Origin of the sequence: Phyllobacterium sp. YR531 (assembly GCF_000282595.1) — a bacterium.
In the GTDB taxonomy this organism is placed as follows: Bacteria; Pseudomonadota; Alphaproteobacteria; order Rhizobiales; family Rhizobiaceae; genus Phyllobacterium.
The window spans coordinates 226,709-245,896 of sequence record NZ_AKIZ01000038.1; the positions used below are offsets into that span (position 1 = coordinate 226,709).

The following is a 19,188-nucleotide window of genomic DNA, read 5'->3' on the forward strand; positions in this document are numbered from 1 at the left end:
CTGCCTGTTTTCATTTCAACGATGGAGGAACTCTTCCTTTATCGGTGCGTAAGCGCCATCATGCCAGATATTGATATCGTACTTGGCATCCTTGATATCGCCCTTCTCGTCAAAAACGATTGGACCGATGACAGTATTTACCGGCTTGCCGTCTTTCAAAACTTCGGCGACCTTTGCAGGATCATCGCTGCCCGCCCGCTCTATCCCTTGCGCGAATGCTTCGACGACCGCATAGGAAAACAGCGTAAAGCCATCCGGCACAAAGCCGCCAGCCTTGATCTTTTCCACTGCTGCCTTTGCTTCCGGTCTGGCTTGCGGATTGGCCGGGAACGTGAAGATCACACCTTCCGCCGCCGGTCCGGAAACCGCCCAGAAATCCGGTGATGCAATGGAATCACCCATCATCAGCTGGAACTTGAAGTTTTGGTCGGCCGCCTGGCGCAGGATCAAGCCTGCTTCCTGATGATAACCACCGAAATAAACAAAATCAGCTTTCAGATCCTTCAGCTTGGTAACAAGCGCCGAATAATCCTTTTCGCCGGCATTGATGCCGTCATAAAGAATCTCTTTCAGGCCAGCTTCATTCATCTTGCCCTTGACCGCATCAGCCAGGCCCTTGCCATAAGCGCCCTTGTCATGCAGCACGACGACGTTCTTGCCCTTGTATTTTTCGGCAATCCACGGCCCGACAAATTCGCCCTGCGCATCGTCACGGGTGTAAAGGCGCATGATGGTGGGCCAGCCGTTCTTGGCGGCAGCATCGGTCAGTTCAGGATTTGACGAGGCAGGCGTCATCATCAACACGCCAGCTTCGGCATAAACAGCGGATGCCGGAATGCTTGATCCCGAGCAGGCATGGCCATCCACAAACTTGATGCCTGCAGCAACAATACGGTTGGCAATGGAAACCGCCTGTTTTGGATCACAGACATCGTCCTCAATGACGAGTTTGATCTTGCGACCTGCAATACCACCCTTTTCGTTGATCGCAGCTGCTGCCGCCTGAGCCCCCTGCTTAAACTGATCGCCGATATTGGCAAGCTGGCCCGTCATCGGACCTGCGACAGCAATCTCAATATCTTCAGCAGCCATGGCGGACGAGGTGCCGAACGCGGCAGCGAACAGACCGGCATAGAGTATTTTCTTGAAAGGCATGGTTCCCCCTTTTTGTAAACACAAGCGGGTGGAGCCTACATGCAATTGCAAGACGCGCCAGCGAAATTTGAGGGGCACAGATTGATGGCCCTATCGCACGGGTTGTCCCTCACCGCATTTTGCGCCGCAAGGACATCGCGCCAACCACCAGCATTGCCGCGGTTGAAACAGCCGCTCCCATGAAAAATGTAGTACTGGAGCCATGTGCATCCCAAACCCATCCGGCGGCCACGTTGCCCACCAATACGACCACACCCGTTATCAAATTGAAGACTCCAAAAGCGGTACCCTTGAGATTCTTGGGTGCCGTGTCTGCGATCAGGGTTGCGAGCAGCCCTTGGGAAAGCCCCATGTGAAGCCCCCACAAAACGATCCCCAATATAAAGATGCCGATGGATGAAGCAGCAGCCAGAACGATATAGGCAGTGGCAAGAACTGCAATACTGCCGACGAGCAAGCCTGATCGCCCGATTTTGTCCGACAATCGTCCAACCGGGTAGGCTGTGAGACCATAGACAGCGTGCATGATCACCATTGTTATGGGTATCCATGCTGGCGTAAACCCCGCTTCCTGTGACTTGAGAAGCAGAAATGCCTCGCTAAAACGTGCCAACGTCAACAGCGAAGCGAGGCCGATCGCCACCCAAACGGCTCGGTTCAATAATATTATGTCAGCAAGACGGGGAATAGCTGGCGTACTTTGGGCAGACTGCGACTTGGGCTCTCTGATTCCCACCACAAGCAGAACCATGGCCATTCCAGCCGGAATTATTGCGAGCCAGTAAACGGCAAGGATATTCCCATCAAAAGCAAACATGAGAGCGATCGCTATGAGTGGACCAATAAACCCGCCAACCGTATCGAGAGATTTTCGAAGACCAAAGCTTGCCCCGCGCAGCTCCGGTGGCGTCACATCGGCAATCAGAGCATCGCGCGGAGTACCACGGATACCTTTGCCTACACGGTCAATGCTCTTTGCGGCAACGATCCAGCCTACAGACACGGCAAGTGGAAAAATCAGCTTGGAAAGTGCGCCCAGCCCATATCCCAGAACCGCAAGCGGCTTCCTGCGGCCTGTCCAATCCGAAACAACACCAGATACAAGCTTGGTGGCTGTAGCTATGGCAACGGAGAGCCCTTCGATGAACCCCACGAGAACGGCAGATGCGCCAAGGCTACTGACCAGATAAAACGGCAGTAGCGTCTGTATCATTTCTGATGACACATCCATCAGCAGACTGACTATCCCGAGTATCCATACGGTTCGAGGAATGGAGGTGCCCCGCACCGCGAGGGTAGATTCCGAATCCGGCAAATTGGCTGTTGTCATAAATGCTTCTCGTCAGAATCCACTGAGCAAAGCCATAAAAGCAAGGCAGGATAGGGTCAACAGAGTAGAGGAACGCTCATCATTACAATACATCGATCCAGCTTCAGTGAAGAAACAGGCCAGCCTTAGACTAAGGTATAATTGTGCGCCAAAACCAACTCGAGTATAGATTGATTACTTTCAGAATGTTGCTGTTTTAAGTATCAATTACAAAGATCGCTTTATTCTGCGAACGATATCTAAGAGACCAGAATGTTTACGCGCATCCTCCCAACGCGTGAATTTCAAGAGTTTCAGGGGTGGTGAGGCAGCGATTATTTCAAATGTCGCTTGCTTTAATGGTCTCAGCTGGATGGATTTCTTCCGGTTGAACGGAGCAGAACCTAGGGTTCGGATCAGGTTTTCTGATTACGGGCAAAGAAAGGCAGCCAAGAAGTATTCTTCGTGGCTGCCTTTTTATTTACATGGGCATCATCGAGCGTCTGCATTCACGGCACTGGGTTATTTGCACTCCAGTATCGGCGTATTCGCTTCCCGGAATCAAATATTTGCATTCCTCGGGTCAGGCGTCAGAATTCTTCGTATCAGCGATTGCATTTTTTGCATCGGGCATTTGCATTTTCCGTATCAACGATTGCGCTCTTCGCGTCAGCTATTTGCATTCCTGGTGCATCAGCGTTCCCGGCATAAAATATTTGCATACGCTCCAGATATTGCATTCCTTGTCTCATATAATTACTGGCCTCGCGTCGGGCATTAGCATCCCGGCATCAGATTTTTGCCTCCGCGCCAAATGTTGCATTCCTCGCTTCATATAATTGCATTGCTCACGCCGGGCATCAGCGTTCCTGGCATCAGATATTTGCATGCGTATCATCAGATCGCCCATGAGTACGAGCGTAACCCGTAGGGCCAGACTAATGCGGTGGAAGCTTGATTGCCTTAATTGAAGGCCGGAACGCTCGGAGGCGTTCCAGTCAATTACCAGAACAGCGTATCAGAGCGCTCTCTGGCCGAAGAGTATCTTCTGCGCTTCCTTATCATCCGCGAGGTTACGGCGTTCTTCCTTGCCAACTGCTACACCGCGTTCCACTGCCGGTCGTGCGCGAATGGATTCAAACCAGCGCTTCAGGTTCGGGAAATCGTTGAGGTCCTGCCCCTGATTGGCATGGGAAATTGTCCAGCCATAGGAAGCCATGTCGGCGATGGAATACTCGCCCGCCAGATAGTCCCTGCCCTCAAGCCGGCGGTTCATCACGCCATACAGACGATTTACCTCATTGGTGTAGCGGTTGATGCCGTACTCGATCTTTTCCGGCGCATAATTGCGGAAATGATGCGCCTGCCCTGCCATGGGTCCGAGCCCGCCAACCTGCCAGAAAAGCCATTCCTCGACGGCCACCCGAGTCCTTTCATCCTGCGGATAAAACTTACCAAACTTGCGGCCGAGATATTGTAAGATCGCACCGGATTCAAAAATTGAAATCGGTTCTCCATCCGGTCCCTCCGGATCAATAATGGCAGGCATGCGATTATTGGGCGCAATCTTCAGGAATGAGGGGGCAAATTGATCGCCCTTGCCGATATTGATCAGTTTCACACCATAAGGAACGCCGAGCTCTTCGAGCATGATGGAAATTTTCCATCCATTCGGTGTCGGCCAGTAATAAAGCTCGATCGGCTTGGTCTGGGTCGTCATATCCGTCTCCATGAGTGGGTCATCTGGATTTTTAAAGATAGGCACCGGTTGCGGGTTCACAAGGGCTCACGCAGCGCTTGTTGAACGCTTGATGAACAATGCTATCAGCGTCCGTTCAGCCGGGATGGGGCAAAGTCGTGACCAGATAATATCAAAGCCGCTTTTCGGGGAACAATAATGTTAAACGCAACCGCCAATTATTCGCTGCTGTTTTTACGGGCATTGATCTTTTCTGCCATTCTTGTCGGCCCCGTTATTGCTTTTGCAGCAAGTTATGAAAGCCGCTCGCCATCAAATGGCGGCATAGGTCTGGTTCTCCTTGTAAGCCTGCAAAGAGTTTGAGCAAGCCGCTTTTCAACTGTCACATGAAGTCACTATATTAGGTGATGGACAAACGAATCGGAACGAAGAAAATAGTCTCCATCAGCATGCCCGCTCATGTGGAGGCAGAAGAATTCACAGATGCCAAGGCCGCCGTTCAGGCGCTCAGCGCACTTTATGAACGCAACACGCAGTTTCTGCGCGATTCCTTCGATAAAGTGGCAAAGGGTGAAGCTGGAGATGCAACTCATTTTAGAGCGTTTTACCCGGAAGTTCGCCTCTCGACATCAAGCTACGCGCAGATCGACTCCCGCCTCGCCTTTGGGCATGTCTCTGCGCCTGGCCAATATTCGGCAACGATCACCCGCCCCGATCTGTTCGACAATTATCTTGAAGAGCAGATCCGATTGCTGATCCGCAATCATGGCGGACCGGTAACTGTTCAGGAATCGACAACGCCGATCCCGATCCACTTCGCTTTCCTTGAAGGCACGCATGTTGAATCTTCGGTCGCCGACGCGTTCCTGTTGCCGCTGCGCGATCTGTTCGATGTACCGGATCTGGCTGCAACCGACGACCGAATCGTTAATGGTGAGTATGAGACCGACGATCTCGATAGCATCATGCCGCTCTCGCCCTTTACGGCGCAGCGGGTGGATTATTCGCTGCATCGCCTGTCGCACTACACAGCGACGAAGCCGATGCACTTCCAGAACTATGTGCTTTTCACCAACTACCAGTTCTATATTGATGAATTCTGCGCGCTATCGCGCGGACTTATGGCCGCTGGCGGTGGCGGGTATGAGCGCTTTATCGAGCCGGGCAATCTCATCACCGAAGCTGGTGATGAGGCACCTACATCCGGCGTCCCCATCGGCAGGTTGCCGCAAATGCCGGCCTATCATCTGGCCCGTGAAGATGGCTCTGGCATCACAATGGTCAATATTGGCGTAGGGCCGTCCAATGCCAAGACAATCACCGATCATATTGCCGTGCTTAGGCCACATGCCTGGCTGATGCTTGGCCATTGCGCAGGTCTGCGCAATACGCAGGCTCTGGGCGATTATGTGCTTGCTCACGCCTATGTGCGCGAAGATCACGTTCTGGATGACGACTTGCCGGTCTGGGTGCCTATTCCGGCACTGGCGGAAGTACAGGTCGCCCTAGAGCAGGCGGTGGCGGAAGTGACCGGGCTTGAAGGCTATGATCTGAAGCGTATCATGCGCACAGGGACAGTTGCCACGATCGACAACCGGAATTGGGAACTGCGTGATCAGCGCGGCCCGGTGAAGCGGCTGTCACAGTCGCGCGCAATTGCCCTTGATATGGAATCTGCAACAATTGCTGCAAACGGTTTCCGTTTCCGCGTGCCTTATGGGACATTGCTTTGTGTTTCCGACAAGCCACTGCATGGCGAACTGAAACTGCCGGGCATGGCCACGGAGTTTTACAAGCGGCAGGTGGCACAACATCTGCAGATCGGTATCCGGGCGCTCGAGAAGCTGGCGGAAATGCCTCCCGAAAAGCTGCACTCCAGAAAACTGCGCAGCTTCTTCGAGATGGCATTCCAATAGGGATTATTTACGCGGTCCGGTCAGTGCAAAATAAGCGCCCTGCGGATCGCGGCCCTCAATGATCCAGGCATCACCCGGAACCTCCATAGGCTCGGTGGTTACCTGACCACCCTTTTCCTTGATGCGCGCAACTGCCGTATCGATGTCATCCACGATGAAGTAAAAGCGCCAGAGCTTAACATCGGAGGTATCTGTACTGGTCATCATGCCGCCATACATTTGCCCGTCGACATTGAATATCTGGTAAGTGCCCATTGGCCCCATATCCATCGCCTCGCCCTTGGTCCAGCCAAACAGACTGGCGTAAAATGCCAAGGCTTTTTCAGCGTCATCAGAAACCAGTTCATGCCAGCCGATGGTGCCGGGCGTGAAGGGCGGCGGATAGCCACCGCGATCAGTTCTGGCGGGCTTGAATAGCTGGAATGGTGCGCCCAGCGGGTCTGCGACAACCACGAATGTTCCAACCTCGGGAATATCCATGATCTCGGTATGAACCTTCCCGCCAGCCTGTTTGACGCGTTCGACGTAGGCAGGCACATCATCAACCATGACGTAGCCCGACCACATGGGCGGCACGCCCTCGACCTGTGCGTCCTTCGCAGACATCAAACCAGCTACCGGAGCTTTGTCGACGGTCAGCAGACGGTACCGGAAAGGTGAAGTAACGGAATCCTCCGCGCCCCAGCCCACGACATAGGTATAAAAAGCCTCGGCGGCTTGCGCATCGCTTGTCAGCAATTCGTACCAGATAAAACTCCCGCTCATGGCTGTTCCTCCCAAAACATTAAGCTGTGATATCAGCATCTCAATATTGACAATTAAGTTGATATCAACATAAATGAATCATGTCAAAGATGATAACCGTTCCCTACGAAACCACCCTCTATGTCCGGGACAATTGTATGTGCCTGACTGTCCAACGGGCCGCACGTGCATTGGCGCGAATGTTTGATGAAGCATTGCGCCCGCATGATCTGACCAATGGCCAGTTTTCACTGCTGATGTCATTGAACCGGCCCGAGCCGCCAAATCTCAGCTCCGTAGCCTCTTTGCTTGCGATGGACCGCACGACATTGACCGCCGCACTGAAGCCTATGGAAAGACGCGGTCTTGTTAAGGTTATTATCGATCCGAGTGACAAGCGAAGCCGCCTGCTGGCATTGACGCAACAAGGCATGAGCCTTCTGGCGGATGTGATGCCGATATGGGTAAGCACGCACGGTGATCTGGAGCAGGTTTTGACCTTGGGCGAGCAAGGACGACTGCTTGCCGATCTGAGAAAGCTTCTCTGATCATTTGTGCTGCAGCACATTGATGATAGCGCCTGAGGGATCGCGCACATAAAAACGGCGCACGCCCCACGGTTCATCGGTAATCTCATAAACGATCTCATGGCCGCCGGCATTGGCAAGTTCATAGACATTGTCCACATCATCGACTTCTATCGATATTTGTGGAACCATGGTGCCGGAGCCACCCTCGCTCGCCACACTCAATTGGGGTTTCATAATCGCCGTCGAAGCGAATGTCACAATCCAACCGTGGTCCATGACAACATCCAGACCGAACAATGTCTCATAAAACGAGCGAGAGGCCTGCGGGTCGTTCGCAGCAAGATTGGCAACAATACGTTTTACAGCCATGTAATTACTCCATCGTCACAAACCGTAGTGGATAATTTTGTTGAACGAAAGTCCAACCACAAGTTGCTTGGAAATACCTGCAATGATGTTATATTCAGAAGTGGAGTGAGGGGCGGACTTCCGCCCACCCCTCTTTTTGCTTACTGCTTGAAATGGACCCGGATGCTGAGCGACCAGCTAGTCCGGGTTCTTTTCATAGTAAGCGTAACGCTAAACGGCATGTACCGCATAGATTACCTCCAGTTTTAACGGCAAGGCTGATGCCCAGTCGGGAAGCCTATCTGCCCGATGGACCGGTCGCTCGATCCACACTGCTTTTGCCATTGGAACCGGAGAACAATTGACTTGAATCAAATATGACAGCAACGAATGCAGGGTTGTAAAAACCAGCACTCGGCGGTGTATTGGGTTGCTAATTCTGCTTGGTTTGGGATCGTAAATTGCGAGTTTACTTAATATCCAACCACAAGTTGCTTGGAAATGCCTGCAATGATGTTATATTCAGAAGTGGAGTGAGGGGCGGACTTCCGCCCACCCCTCTTTTGTTGACTTATCTGAAATGGACCCGGATGCTGAGTGACCAGCTTGTCCGGGTCTTTTTCATTGTCAACGTGACGCTAAACGGTAGCAACCGCATAGTTCACCTCCAGTTTTAATGGCAAGGCTGATGCCCAGTCGGGAAGCCTATCTTCCCGATGGATCGGTTCGCTCGATCCACACTGCTTTTGCCATTGGAACCGGAGAACAATTGACTTGAATCAGATGTGACAGCAACGAATTCAGGGTTGTATAAATCGTTTAGAGAATGGTTTGCGGGTTGTTGTCAGAACGCGCGCAGCGCATCTTGATTGCGTCGCAATTGGCGGTTTAATGCGGAATGATGAAAACCAAGACCAATCAATCCTGGATGAAGCTAGCCGCCGTATTGGTGCCGGTGCTTTTTTCAATACCATTGGTGCTCGGATTCTTCGGCGCCGCGCATCCGGCACTAGATTCATTCTCGCATCTGCGTATGCATCTTGCCGTATTCATGGCGCTTTCTGCCACTCCTGCCCTGTTCTTTCGCCTATGGCGCGAGGGAATTATGGCGATGGTTTTGGCACTGACGGCTTTGGCAACTGTACTGACACCGCCGTCCGGTCCCAGTGCGGAGGCTGCTCCAACACTACAAGCGCAATACAAGCTGCTGCAACTGAACCTGCGCTATGACAACGAGCAGCAGGCAGATGTTTTCCGGCTGATTGGCAGGGAGTCGCCCGATGTCATTGCTTTGCAAGAGGTTTCCGACAATTGGCGGCCGCGTCTCAAAACTATCGAAGCACGTTATCCCTATACGTTCTATTGCTCCAACCGCAGCCGTATCGGCGGCGCGGCAATTCTTTCGCGGCGCCCATTTGCAATGGGGTCGACGCCGATATGTGTCGATAGCCTCGTTGCAATTGCGCGAATAGATTTTGGCGGGCGCAGCGCCATCATAACTTCATTGCATCTGGATTGGCCGTGGCCATTCGCACAGGATTGGAATGTTGAAGAAGTCCGGCCTTATTTTGAGAAACTCGAAGGACCGTTGATTATTTCAGGCGACTTCAATGCTGTGCCTTGGAGCCAGACGCTCAAGAACATCACTCAATATAGCAAAACCCGTCTTGCCGAAGGTTTGCGTCCAAGTTGGCTGGTGAATGGAACTCTTGCCCATGCGGCAAAATGGGTTGGTCTACCGCTGGATCATATACTGGTTTCTGACAGAATCGTTGCAGCGCGTGTTGAAAGTCTCGAACCCGTCGGTTCCGACCACCTGCCGCTGCTGCTACGGTTTTCAATTACCGGAGTTGACGACAGTAATGAGCCGGAACAGCAGACAGTGATGCTCCAACAGTAAGATTTGCTCTACATATTGGTGTAGACAGGCCCCTCACCACCTTGCGGGGGCACCCAGTTGATATTCTGGTTCGGGTCTTTGATATCGCAGGTTTTGCAGTGAACGCAGTTTTGCGCGTTGATCACAAATTTCGGGCCGGTCGATTCCTCTACCCACTCATAAACACCCGCCGGACAATAACGGGTTGATGGTCCGGCATAAATATCGTGCTCAGAGGTCTTTTGAAGCGCCATGTTCTTGACGATCAGATGAGCCGGCTCATTCTCTTCGTGGTTTGTATTGGACAGGAATACGGAGGAGAGACGATCAAACGTCAGGACGCCATCCGCCTTTGGATAGGCAATGGGTTTGTAATTTGCAGCCGGCTCCAAGGATGCGGCGTCGTTCTTGCCGTGTTTCCAGGTCCCAAAGGGTGACCACCCACCGAAAATCGTGTTGAGCCACATATCGAGACCGCCAAGGGCTACGCCGCCAATGGTTCCAAGCTTGGACCACATAGGTTTGACGTTGCGGACGCGCTTGAGATCTTTGCCGATCTCACTCGTACGCCAGGCGTTTTCATAAGAAATAAGCTCATCATTGGCGCGGCCCGCTGTCAGGGCCTCCGCGACGTGCTCCGCAGCCAGCATGCCCGAAAGCATGGCATTGTGTGATCCCTTGATACGCGGGACATTGACGAAACCAGCGGAACAGCCGAGCAGCGCTCCGCCCGGGAAGGAAAGTTTTGGAACGGACTGCCAGCCGCCTTCAGTAATTGCGCGCGCACCATATCCAAGACGTTTGCCGCCTTCGAAAATATCGCGGATCGCAGGATGGGTCTTGAAGCGCTGGAATTCTTCGAATGGAGATAGATAGGGGTTCTTGTAGTTCAGGTGCATCACGAACCCGACCGCGACCGTATTGTCCTCAAGATGATAGAGGAACGACCCGCCGCCCGTCTTCATATCGAGCGGCCAGCCAAATGAATGCTGTACGAGGCCGAGCTTATGCTTGGCAGGATCGATCTGCCAGAGTTCTTTCAAACCGATGCCGAATTTTGCCGGCTCCTTGCCTTCATCCAGTTTAAACTGATTGATCAACTGCTTGGCGAGTGAGCCGCGCGCGCCTTCTGCAATCAGCGTATATTTGCCGAGCAGTTCCATGCCACGCGTATAGGCCGGGCCATGTGAGCCGTCCTTCTCGATGCCCATATCGCCTGTCGCAACGCCGATAACAGCACCGGCTTCATTGTAAAGCACTTCCGTTGCAGCAAAGCCCGGATAAATCTCGACACCGAGTTCTTCTGCTTTGGTGCCGAGCCAGCGGCAGACATTGCCGAGCGAGACAATGAAATTACCGTGATTGTTCATCAGCGGTGGCATGGCAAAGTTCGGCAAGCGGACTGAGCCTGCGGGCCCAAGGACCAGAAAGTGATCGGCGGTAACAGGCGTCTTGAAGGGGTGCCCCTCCTCTTCGCGCCAGCCGGGCAAAAGCTTGTCGACACCGATAGGATCGACCACAGCGCCGGAAAGAATGTGCGCACCGACTTCGCCGCCCTTTTCAAGAACAACGACCGAAAGCTCCGGGTTGATCTGCTTGAGCCTGATGGCAGCGGAAAGACCCGATGGGCCACCACCAACAATCACGACATCAAACTCCATGCTCTCGCGCTCTGGAAGTTCAATTGCCTCGCTCATGCATTCCTCCTGCAGTAAATTCCCTTATGCACCTTACGGTACGCAGTTTTTTCGATTTGTAGCCTAACAATAGCTGTTTGCTACAGTGAGTCGCGCATATCAGATGCGGCCAATTGCCCTCATTCCACGACTGGCAGGGTAAATTTATATTTACTTTAACGTAAACGTCAATAATTGAAACAAGATGAGGCGAAGTGACACGTCACTGACCGTATAGGAATATGTCTTCGATCCGGCAGTCAAACAGAGTTGAAATCTTGAAAGCCAGCGGCAAACCGGGATCGTATTTTCCGGTCTCGATGGCATTGACTGTCTGGCGTGAAACATCGAGCCGGTCCGCGAGTTCACCTTGTGACCAGCCCTTTTGACTACGCAGAATTTTCAGCGAATTTTTCATCGATAGCGCAGTTGTCCGATGATGGTCCCGACAAACCAAAGGCCCGCCATCAAAGGCCAGACCACAAACATCGAAAGGCTTGGCAGGCCGATATTTTCCAGAAAGCCATAGCTGAATGTAATAAGCGCAGTTCCGGCAAACGCAACGCCGATAGCTTCCAGCTGAATTTTGCGCGCAAGCTCGTCCAGTCGGCGCAAGCCACGCAGGATAACCCAACATATGGCGAGGCCCGGCAGCATGGGCAGCAGTGTGAGTGCGAGGCGCATCAACTCGCCCTGCCCGCCCACTGAAAGCAGCCGGAGCGAAAGCACCAGACAAACAATATAGGCGGCCAACGCACCACCAAGCTCAAACGCATATCTGCCAAACTTCGTCATTTTCACACCTCATCAAACGATGTTGGGTATCTACCGGAGGCATCAAACACCTGTCAAGTTTCCTTTACATATACCTTTAGTTGCACCTTCAGTCTTTTCCGTCATAATCCTGTTATCGAGTTGCCGACCACGTTTGATTTCAAACCCTTGGGAGGGCCGGATGAAGTGGCTACGTCTGCACACGCTTGGGAGGAGCCTGATCGTCTTTTGGGTCTTTTACTCCTTGACCGGGCAAGCGACTGCCGAATCCGGAAAATTATGGAGTGCAGGCCGTTACACGTTTTCCGATGAAATGGGTGGATTCACCATTACTGGCATAAGCGGCAAGGGCACGCGGCAGGACCCCATTGTTCTGGCGGAGGAGTTTCATTCCACGGCACCCACCGTCCTCATCATTCGAACCGAACAAACCAACCTGAAAGATCCGGCTGAAGACATCGGCATCCTGTTTCATTTGCGGGTCGAAGCAGTTAATGGCAGCGGCCATCCGTGGGTGGAATTCGGTTTTGAGTTACAGGAACAGTTGAATGTGCCGAGCGATTATGGAGACGGGCTTTCATTCTATCAGCCGGGCGACAAGAAAGACGCCATAGATTCGCGGGGCTATGCAAGCTTCAGCGATGATTTCGAACCCTATGACAGAATGATTTTCCGCGATGGGAAGATCGATCCCAGCGAGAATGCGAGCTTTGGTTTTCCGATTGCCGACTTCACACCCAAGCGCACATTCTATCTCGTACAGGACCCGCGCATTCCATCCTCGTAATTATGACGTCTTACGCTTGCAATAGAGGCGGCAATTTGCGACTTCAGGGATGAGAAGGATAACCGATTGTCAACGTTAAGCGAAATCTTGCACTTTTATGCCGAAGCGGGTGTTGATACCCCGTTGGACGAAGCGCCCATTGACCGATTTTCGCAGGTTGATACCAAACGTGCACCTACCCAACCAGTGCCCGCTGCCGCTCGCAGCACCGTCGCACCGTCGCCTGTAGCGGCAAAATCTGCGCCGGAAGCAGCTGGCCCAGCGCCCTCAACGCTCAGCAAGGCTTCTGTGCCGGATGACGCGAAAATAGCAATGGCCCGCCAGATGGCAGCAAGCGCGAACACACTGGAGGAATTGCGGGAGCAACTCGCAGCCTTTGACGGCTGTAACCTCAAGTTCACTGCAAAGAATCTTGTCTTCGCCGATGGAAATCCGCAGGCGGCGATAATGTTTATCGGGGAAGCTCCAGGCCGCGAGGAAGATTTGGAAGGCGTGCCGTTCATCGGGCGTTCCGGTCAATTGCTCGACCGGATGTTCGCTGCAATCGGACTTGACCGGCAAAGTGTCTACATCGCCAACACAATTCCATGGCGTCCACCCGGCAACCGAACGCCAACGCCACTGGAAACAGAGATTTGCCGCCCCTTCTTCGAGCGGCAGATTGAACTGGCAAATCCAAAACTGCTGGTCGCTCTTGGCGGACCTGCAGCGAAAGCGCTGACAAATGCCACGGAAGGCATCTTGCGGCTTCGCGGCAACTGGAAAACTCACCTGACCGTTTCGGGCAATCAAATCCCGGTCATGCCGACGCTGCATCCTGCCTACCTACTGCGCAATTCAGCACAGAAAAGGTTTGCCTGGAGAGATTTTGTCAACATCAAGTTGCGGTTGCGCGCGCTCACTGATTAGGCCATACGGCCTCACCTGCCGCAAAACCGGAGTCGCAGTGTCGTAATTTCCGGCGCGTTGCACCCGCCGCGCGCTGTAGGCTCAGTGACAATCAGGATAAACTCATGTTTCGCCAGCTTTTGCCCATTACGGCGCTTTTGACCAGCACATTTTTGATGCTGACAGCCGGAGGCTTGGCAGGCATTTTGCTGCCGCTTCGCGCTGGCATGGAAGGCTGGACGCCAACGACCATTGGCTGGATGGGTACAGGCTATGCGCTCGCCTTCACCGGCGGTTGCATTGTCGTTCCGCGCCTTGTGCGCCGCGTCGGCCATGTGCGTGTTTTCGCGGTGCTTCTTACTCTGCTGAGCATGTCGATGCTCATGCATGGGCTGATCATGGATCCATGGGCTTGGACGTTGTTCCGGGCTTTGGCTGGCTTTTCGTTAGCTGGCAGTTACATGGTTATCGAGAGTTGGCTCAACGAGCGCGTGACCAATGCTACACGCGGCATGGTTTTCTCCATCTACATGATCGTTTCCATGCTCGGCCTGCTGGTGGGACAATACATATTGCCTTTTGGAAATCCGGCAACGCACGTGCTGTTCATGATCGGCGCTCTGATATATGCCTCGGCGCTGGTGCCGACGGGTCTATCCAATGCGCAATCCCCTCGCCCGCTTACGCAGGTATCGCTTGATTTACCGGGTCTCTATCGCAAATCACCTGCTGCAATGGTGGGTTCGCTGCTGGCCGGGATCATTGCGGGTGCCTGGAACTTCCTTTCGGCAGTGTATGGACGCGATATCGGCCTTTCGACATTTGGTATTGCGACCATGATCGCCAGCTCTATGATTGGCGGTGCGCTGTTTCAATATCCCATTGGCCGAATTTCAGATTTCGTGGACCGGCGCTACGTGATGGTTGTGGCTGGTATTGGCGGTGTGCTGATCTCGATTACGATGATCCTGGTCCAGCCCAACACGCCATGGGTGGTCTATACGCTGATGTTTGCGTTCGGAACTGTGCTATTTCCGATCTATTCGCTTAATGTTGCCCACGCCAATGACTTCGCCGAGCCAAGCGAATTCGTGAAAATCTCGAGTGGTCTACTGATCGTCTATGGCATTGGCAGTATGATCGGGCCGCAGATCGCTGGCCGCCTGATGGATATGAATGGTCCGTCCGGCTTCTTCGTCACCATGGCAATGACATATGCGGCCTATGGCGGGTATGCATTCTGGCGCAGCCTGCGCCGAGCCTCACAGGCACCGTCAGACCGTCCTGACTTTGCCATCGGTGCTCATGACAGGCCGCAAACACCGGAAACGTTCAACCTTCACCCGCTCAGCGAAGGCGTGCCCGATCAACAAAAGTCTTAGCCTTGGGGCGTCGATGCCTTTTTAGCACGGGCGCGGGCAAGGCCAAGGCGATGCTCGCGGTATATGATAAAGATGCCAGCGCCGATAACTATGGTAGCGCCAATGATCATTTCCCATGTGGGGATATCCCCGAACAGTAAATAGCCGATAGCAAGTCCAAGCAGCATCGATGTGTATTCAAACGGCGCAATTGCAGACATGTCCGCATGGCGATAGCTTTCCGTCAAAAGGATCTGCGCCACACCGCCCGCAATACCGGCCATAATCAGATAGGTTGCCTGCAGTCCTGTTGGCCAGACCCAGCCGAACGGAAAGCTTACCAGGGCAATCAGGCTGGAGGCGATGGAGAAGTAAACGACAATGGTAGGCGTGCGTTCTGTCTGCACCAGTCTGCGTACCAACAGCATGGCGATGGCCGCAAGGCCAGCTCCCCCCAGCGTCGCCAATGCTCCAACTGCCTGATCGCCGCCAAATTCGCTTTCACCCGTGAAGAATGACATGCGCGGCCAAAGGATGATCAGGACACCAATGAGGCCAACGCCAACCGCCGACCAGCGATAAAGCCGCACCGTCTCTTTGAGGAAAATTGCACTGCATACGACAGTCAAAAGTGGTGTCGCATAGCTGATGGCGATTGCCTCCGGCAGTGGCAGTTTGGTCAAGCCGTAAAAGCTCATGCTCATGGCACTTACACCGACAAACCCGCGCCAGAAATGGCTGAAAGGCTCTTTGGTTTTGAAAGCAACACTGAGTTGCCCTTGCCAGGCGATGAAGGCGATGACCGGAAAGATTGCAAAAAAGGATCGGAAGAAGACAAGCTGCCCGGCAGGGATTCCGTCGGAGGCTTTCAGCAGGCTGGACATGCAGACGAAGACACACACCGAGGCGATCTTCAGGCCGATTCCGAGCATGACATTCATGGTGCGAACGGCGTTCGCGTTGAGCGGTTCACCTTCTTTCGGGTGAACATTGGTAGTCACGGTGAGATATTCCTTGAAACTTGGAGCAACTTGTAAGGATGGTATGGAAATTTAACTGATATATCTTTACGACCGTTTCTGAGGCGGCGCCAGACGAAAACCAATCACGTTGCGTTTTTGCTCCATATATCCGGTGAGTGCCCGCATTTGTTGTGCGCGGTGCAAAACACGGTTAGGGTCCGCCAAAATGGAACGGTCTGTTTCTTCATCGAAACTCCAGTACCGTTCCATCTTTTTTGTTATGCGCAACTCCGGACGGAAAACCGGTTCCCACTTTTCCTGGAATTGCTTTTAAAGGACAGTTATCCAATGCGTACCGATACCGGCCAAGTTTTTCACTTGGAAGACTACAAGCCAACCGATTTTCTTATTCCTGAGACCCACCTCGATTTCAGTCTGCACCCGGAGCGGACAATCGTTAAGTCCACGCTGAAGATCGAACGCAGGGAAGGTGTCGCACTCGACACGCCGCTCGTGCTGGATGGTGATGAGTTAACGCTGGCGGGAATTCGCATTGACGGAGTGGCCTTGGGTGACAATGCCTATGTGGTCACACCTGACCGGCTGGAAATCCGCGGGTTACCGGACACCGATGCATTCACCCTTGAAATCACTACCGAGATCAACCCAACCACCAATCGGCAACTGACCGGCCTTTATCGCTCAAGCAATGTATACTGCACCCAGTGCGAGGCAGAAGGATTTCGGCGCATTACTTACTATCTGGATCGCCCGGACCTGTTGTCAGTGTACACGGTCCGCATCGAAGCCGAAGCGAGCGCGGCTCCACTTTTGCTTTCGAACGGCAATCCGGGTGAAAAAGGTTCGCTTGATGGCAAGCGTCATTTCGCTACCTGGCATGATCCGCATCCAAAACCCGCTTATCTTTTTGCGCTCGTCGCAGGCGATCTTGGTGTCATAACCGACACATTTACCACGGCCTCGGGACGTTCCGTTGATCTTGGCATCTATGTCGAGCATGGTAAGGAAAGCCGCGCCCTCTATGCCATGGATGCGCTGAAACGCTCCATGAAATGGGACGAAGAAAAATTCGGACGCGAATATGATCTCGATGTTTTCAATGTTGTTGCCGTGTCGGATTTCAACATGGGCGCCATGGAGAACAAGGGCCTTAATGTCTTCAACGACAAGTACGTCCTTGCAGAACCGGACACGGCGACCGACGTGGACTATGCCGGTATTGAGGCCGTCATCGCCCATGAATATTTCCACAATTGGACAGGAAACAGAATCACTTGCCGCGACTGGTTCCAGCTTTGTCTCAAGGAGGGCCTGACCGTTTATCGCGATCATGAATTCTCTGCCGATATGCGCTCTCGTGCCGTCAAACGCATTGCCGAAGTCAAAGGCCTCAAAGCCCATCAATTTCCGGAAGATGCAGGTCCCCTCGCCCATCCGGTTCGCCCCCGCCAGTTCCGCGAGATCAATAATTTCTACACATCGACCGTTTACGAAAAAGGTTCTGAAGTGGTTCGCATGATCCACACGATCCTTGGTGCAGAGACGTTCCGCAAGGGCATGGACCTGTATTTTGAGCGCCATGACGGCGATGCGGCAACAATCGAAGATTTCATCAAAGTATTCGAAGACGCATCCGGCGAAGATTTGAGCCAGTTCGCGCTCTGGTACGATCAGGCGGGAACGCCAAACCTTGCCATCACCTATGATTATGATCAGGCCACAAAGACTTTCGAGATCGAGATTGAACAATCTCTGAAACCTACTCCCGGCCAGCCCTCAAAAAAGCCGATGCATATTCCGATACAGTTCGGACTTCTGGGAACCAAAGGGCGTGAAATAAAGCCACGTGCCACCAAGGGCGGGCTGGTGAAAGAAGATGTTATCCATCTGCGTAAACGCAAGGAACGTTTTACCTTCTCAGGCATAACCGAGCGGCCAGTGCCTTCACTGCTGCGCGGCTTTTCAGCCCCGGTGACAATGACCAGCGAACTCACCCGCTCAGATCTGGTCTTTCTGGCACGGAACGACCGAGATGAAGTGACACGCTGGCAGGCTCTCACACAGCTGCTCAACTCCAAGCTCACCAGCAATTCGAAACGCGTGCGTGGTGGCAAGCCCGCGACCATTGAAAGCTCTTCAATCAAGCTTCTGGGCGAACTGGCATTCAACAATAGTTTGGATGAAGCTTTCCGCGCCCTGTGCCTCAGCATTCCATCAGAGAGTGATATTGCTCGTGAGCTTGGTGCAAATATCGACCCGGACGCCATTCTTGGCAGTCGCGATGCACTTATCCGCGCTGTAGCCGAGGCCCATGGCGAAAAGTTCAGCCAGTTATATGCTGAGCTTGAACATCATGGCACGTTCAATCCGGATGCGGCCGGCGCTGGTAGACGTTCTTTGCGTAACGTCCTGCTGGATTATCTGAGTGTTGCAGATGGCTCGCCGAAACGTGCTGCCGCTCAGTTCAAGCAAGCCAACAACATGACCGACCGCGCCGCAGCTCTTGGCGTTCTTGTGCAACGCTTTGGCACAAGCAGCGCCACCAATGACGCGCTGCAGGCATTTGAAGCACGCTATGGCAATGATGCGCTGGTAATGGACAAGTGGTTTGTCGTGCAAGCCCTGCAGCCGGGCGAAAGCGCTCTTGGCAAAGTGCGCGAACTGATGACGCACCGGCTGTTCTCACTCGACAACCCCAATCGCACACGTTCGCTCATCGGAGCATTTTCCAGCGGCAACCAGACCGGATTCAATCGTGCGGATGGCAAAGGCTATCAATTCTTCGCTGAAACGATCCTCACCATAGACAAGAAAAATGCGCAGCTCGCGGCCAGACTTTTGACTGCAATGCGCTCTTGGCGGTCCTTTGAACCGGAGCGCCGCGAGCACGCCAGGGAAGCTCTTGCCAGCATCGCAACAGTCGCTGGATTATCGGCGGATGTGCGCGATATCGTCGAGCGGACACTCGCCTGATCGGCTCAAAAAACTTATCCACCGGTCCATTTCCAAATTCCCTCCGGACACCCTCCGGAGGGAATTTGAGTCATATCAAAGGCTTATCGGCTATCCTTTTGATTATGATTCCGCCTGCCACAAGTGTTGATAAATATTTAACAAAAGGGCTAGACACGAAGAATCA

At 53.2% G+C, this 19,188-nt stretch carries 17 protein-coding genes; 8 read left to right on the forward strand and 9 right to left on the reverse strand.

The genetic code is table 11. The features are described 5' to 3' along the window. Positions 1-15: 15 nt before the first annotated feature. From PMI41_RS22600 to PMI41_RS22610, 3 genes are all read right to left on the reverse strand, one after another. Positions 16-1,092 (reverse strand): ABC transporter substrate-binding protein, encoded by a 1,077-nt coding sequence (locus PMI41_RS22600; RefSeq protein ID WP_244423996.1) that lies wholly within the window; start codon positions 1,090-1,092, stop codon positions 16-18. A gap of 172 nt (positions 1,093-1,264) precedes the next feature. Next, complete coding sequence (locus tag PMI41_RS22605; RefSeq protein ID WP_008128762.1) at positions 1,265-2,485, reverse strand: MFS transporter; 1,221 nt, start codon at positions 2,483-2,485, stop codon at positions 1,265-1,267. A gap of 997 nt (positions 2,486-3,482) precedes the next feature. Continuing rightward, positions 3,483-4,184: a glutathione S-transferase N-terminal domain-containing protein gene (locus tag PMI41_RS22610; protein WP_008128765.1), complete on the reverse strand. Its 702-nt coding sequence runs from the start codon at positions 4,182-4,184 to the stop codon at positions 3,483-3,485. Positions 4,185-4,361: 177 nt separating this feature from the next. On the opposite strand from PMI41_RS22610, the gene PMI41_RS25150 reads away from it, so the two are divergent. Both PMI41_RS25150 and PMI41_RS22615 read left to right on the forward strand, forming a co-directional pair. Continuing rightward, on the forward strand, positions 4,362-4,526 hold the full coding sequence (locus PMI41_RS25150) for a hypothetical protein (protein WP_008128768.1): 165 nt from the start codon (positions 4,362-4,364) through the stop codon (positions 4,524-4,526). A gap of 44 nt (positions 4,527-4,570) precedes the next feature. After that, positions 4,571-6,079, forward strand: a complete 1,509-nt coding sequence (locus PMI41_RS22615; protein ID WP_008128770.1) for an AMP nucleosidase — start codon at positions 4,571-4,573, stop codon at positions 6,077-6,079. Between the two features lie 3 nt (positions 6,080-6,082). On the opposite strand, the gene PMI41_RS22620 is transcribed toward PMI41_RS22615, so the two are convergent. Continuing rightward, the gene (locus PMI41_RS22620) at positions 6,083-6,844 is read right to left on the reverse strand and encodes a VOC family protein (RefSeq protein WP_008128771.1); all 762 of its coding nucleotides are present in this window, start codon (positions 6,842-6,844) and stop codon (positions 6,083-6,085) included. An 80-nt stretch (positions 6,845-6,924) separates the two neighbouring features. Between PMI41_RS22620 and PMI41_RS22625 the strand changes: the two genes are divergently transcribed. Further along, on the forward strand, positions 6,925-7,371 hold the full coding sequence (locus PMI41_RS22625; protein WP_040856422.1) for a MarR family transcriptional regulator: 447 nt from the start codon (positions 6,925-6,927) through the stop codon (positions 7,369-7,371). On the opposite strand, the gene PMI41_RS22630 is transcribed toward PMI41_RS22625, so the two are convergent. Continuing rightward, entirely contained in the window at positions 7,372-7,722 is a 351-nt protein-coding gene (locus PMI41_RS22630; protein ID WP_008128774.1) for a VOC family protein, read from the reverse strand. Positions 7,723-8,599: 877 nt separating this feature from the next. Between PMI41_RS22630 and PMI41_RS22635 the strand changes: the two genes are divergently transcribed. Beyond that, the gene (locus tag PMI41_RS22635) at positions 8,600-9,601 is read left to right on the forward strand and encodes an endonuclease/exonuclease/phosphatase family protein (protein ID WP_008128776.1); all 1,002 of its coding nucleotides are present in this window, start codon (positions 8,600-8,602) and stop codon (positions 9,599-9,601) included. Positions 9,602-9,609: 8 nt separating this feature from the next. On the opposite strand, the gene PMI41_RS22640 is transcribed toward PMI41_RS22635, so the two are convergent. The 3 genes from PMI41_RS22640 to PMI41_RS22650 all read right to left on the reverse strand — a co-directional run bounded on the left by PMI41_RS22640 (position 9,610) and on the right by PMI41_RS22650 (position 12,051). Then, a complete protein-coding gene (locus PMI41_RS22640; RefSeq protein ID WP_008128778.1) occupies positions 9,610-11,277 on the reverse strand; it encodes an electron transfer flavoprotein-ubiquinone oxidoreductase in 1,668 nt (555 codons plus the stop codon). Positions 11,278-11,479: 202 nt separating this feature from the next. Then, the gene (locus PMI41_RS22645) at positions 11,480-11,674 is read right to left on the reverse strand and encodes a helix-turn-helix transcriptional regulator (protein ID WP_008128780.1); all 195 of its coding nucleotides are present in this window, start codon (positions 11,672-11,674) and stop codon (positions 11,480-11,482) included. After that, positions 11,671-12,051 carry a hypothetical protein gene (locus PMI41_RS22650; protein ID WP_008128781.1) on the reverse strand — a complete coding sequence of 127 codons (381 nt, stop codon included), beginning with the start codon at positions 12,049-12,051 and terminating at the stop codon, positions 11,671-11,673. Before PMI41_RS22650 ends, PMI41_RS22645 begins: the two co-directional genes overlap by 4 nt. Positions 12,052-12,211: 160 nt before the next feature. Between PMI41_RS22650 and PMI41_RS22655 the strand changes: the two genes are divergently transcribed. From PMI41_RS22655 to PMI41_RS22665, 3 genes are all read left to right on the forward strand, one after another. Further along, positions 12,212-12,817, forward strand: a complete 606-nt coding sequence (locus PMI41_RS22655) for a hypothetical protein (protein ID WP_008128783.1) — start codon at positions 12,212-12,214, stop codon at positions 12,815-12,817. Between the two features lie 66 nt (positions 12,818-12,883). After that, positions 12,884-13,726: a uracil-DNA glycosylase gene (locus PMI41_RS22660; RefSeq protein ID WP_008128785.1), complete on the forward strand. Its 843-nt coding sequence runs from the start codon at positions 12,884-12,886 to the stop codon at positions 13,724-13,726. A gap of 104 nt (positions 13,727-13,830) precedes the next feature. Continuing rightward, entirely contained in the window at positions 13,831-15,087 is a 1,257-nt protein-coding gene (locus PMI41_RS22665) for an MFS transporter (protein ID WP_008128787.1), read from the forward strand. On the opposite strand, the gene PMI41_RS22670 is transcribed toward PMI41_RS22665, so the two are convergent. Then, a complete protein-coding gene (locus PMI41_RS22670) occupies positions 15,084-16,007 on the reverse strand; it encodes a DMT family transporter (protein WP_052025966.1) in 924 nt (307 codons plus the stop codon). The two genes, PMI41_RS22665 and PMI41_RS22670, sit on opposite strands and share 4 nt — an antisense overlap. Before the next feature lie 369 nt (positions 16,008-16,376). Here PMI41_RS22670 and pepN point away from each other — a divergent pair, with 369 nt between their 5' ends. After that, complete coding sequence (gene pepN, locus PMI41_RS22680) at positions 16,377-19,022, forward strand: aminopeptidase N (RefSeq protein WP_008128790.1); 2,646 nt, start codon at positions 16,377-16,379, stop codon at positions 19,020-19,022. The last annotated feature ends 166 nt before the right edge of the window (positions 19,023-19,188 follow it).